Source organism: Streptomyces sp. NRRL S-495 (assembly GCF_000966955.1).
Lineage (GTDB): Bacteria > Actinomycetota > Actinomycetes > Streptomycetales > Streptomycetaceae > Kitasatospora > Kitasatospora purpeofusca.
On record NZ_JZWY01000424.1, the window covers coordinates 1 to 2,062 of the forward strand.

Below are 2,062 nucleotides of genomic sequence, written 5' to 3' on the forward strand. Positions count from 1 at the left end.
TCCGCCAACCTCCCCTCGGACGTGCCGGACTACCTGATCGGCGAGGAGATCGACATCAACGGCGACGGCACGCCGCTGCGCTACATGGACAAGCCCTCCAAGGACGGCGGCTCGGCCGACTCCTGGTCGTCGGGCGTCGGCAGCCTGGACGTCCACTACTCCTCGGGCGTCGGCAACCACTTCTTCTACCTGCTGGCCGAGGGCAGCGGCGCGAAGACCATCAACGGTGTCGCCTACAACAGCCCGACCTCCAACGGCTCGACGCTCACCGGCATCGGCCGCGACAAGGCCGCGGCGATCTGGTACCGCGCGCTGACGGTCTACTTCACCTCGACCACCAACTACAAGGCCGCCCGTACCGGCACCCTGAGCGCCGCCCAGGACCTCTACGGCGCCGGCAGCACCGAGTACAACGCGGTCGCGGCCGCGTGGAGCGGCGTCAACGTCAACTGACGCGCGGTCCGACGGACGTCCGGGGCCCTCACTGGGAGGGGAGGCCCCGGACGTCCGTCCTTTTTCTCCCGCACGTCCGTCCCTCTCCCCCGCACGTTCGCCCTTCTCTCCTGCACGTCCGCCCTTCTCCCGCCCGCGTAGCAAGACCGGCGGAGGCCGACAAGGGCCGCCGCTGGCGGGATCCCGCCAGCGGACGAAAGCGGACAACCGGCACAACCGTCGCACAGCCACCACCCGTTCGGGCCGTGGCGGAACCTGGCCAATACCCGGTGGCTCCCTGTTGTTCGACGGACTGAATTGTCATGCTTCTGCCCAAGCCCCGTCCGGACGTCCGTCGCCCCACCCACCGACGGACCGTCAGGCCGCACGGAGCAGCACGTCAACGCCCTACCGCCCCACGGCGCCAACCCCGGCGCCCCGGTACGCGGCGTGACCGCGCACCCGCGGTTTCGTGGAAGGAACCCGTACGTGAAGCGAAAGCTGACAGCCGGCGCCGTACTCTCCGCCTCCGCACTTCTGGCCGGCGCCATCCAGGTCGCCGCCGCCCCCGCCCAGGCCGCCCCCGTCCAGCAGCGCGAGGCGATCATCGCCCTGGCCGGCCAGCAGGCCGCGCCGGTGGCGAAGGCCCTCGCCCTCGGCGGCCAGGAGCAGCTGGTCGTCAAGGACGCGATCGTGGACGCCAACGGCACCCGCCACCTGCGCTACGACCGGACCTACGCCGGCCTGCCGGTCCTGGGCGGCGACCTCATCGTGCACCAGAAGGCGAACGGCACCGTCGCCTCGGTGGACCGGGCCTTCGACGGCCGGATCTCGCTGCCGAGCCTCACCCCGAAGCTCTCCGCCGGCACCGCCTCCACCCAGGCCGTCGACTCGGTCCGGGCCACCGTCGGCATCGCCCCGGCCGACGAGGACGCGTCCCCGGTCACCCGGGTCGACGGCGCCAGCAGCCCGACCCTGGTGGTCTGGGCGGGCGACGGCAGCCCGCGGCTGGCGTACCAGACCGTGGTCCACGGCGAGCGCGCCGACGGCACCCCGAGCAGCCAGCGACTGGTCACCGACGCCGCCACCGGTCAGCTGCTCTCCACCCACGAGGAGGTGCAGACCGCCACCGGCACCGGCAAGGGCGTGCACGTCGGGACGGTGACCCTGACCACCACCCAGAGCGGCTCCACCTACCAGCTCAAGGACCCGTCCCGCGGCAACCAGTGGACCGGCAACGCCAAGAGCGGCAACGCGCTGTACACCGACGCGGACAACAACTGGGGCAACGGCAGCGCCTCGGACACCCAGTCCGCCGCGGTCGACGCGCAGTTCGGCACCGGCGCGACCTGGGACTACTACAAGGCCAAGTTCAACCGGAACGGCATCAAGAACAACGGTGTCGGCGCCAGCAACCGGGTGCACTACGGCAACGCCTACGTCAACGCCTTCTGGCAGGACTCCTGCTTCTGCATGACCTATGGCGACGGCACCAACAACGTCAACCCGCTGACCGCCATCGACGTGGCCGGCCACGAGATGAGCCACGGCGTCACCTCCGCCACCGCCAACCTCAACTACTCCGGCGAGTCCGGCGGCCTCAACGAGGCCACCTCGGACATCTTCGGCA

2 protein-coding genes are annotated in these 2,062 nt (G+C 70.9%); both read left to right on the forward strand.

Annotation, left to right across the window (positions count from 1 at the left end; all coding sequences use genetic code 11):
* The coding region (locus VR45_RS22360) for a peptidase M4 family protein (protein ID WP_045941597.1) at positions 1-453 on the forward strand (453 nt) is incomplete at its 5' end.
* Positions 454-921: 468 nt separating this feature from the next.
* The coding region (locus VR45_RS22365; RefSeq protein ID WP_045941598.1) for a M4 family metallopeptidase at positions 922-2,062 on the forward strand (1,141 nt) is incomplete at its 3' end.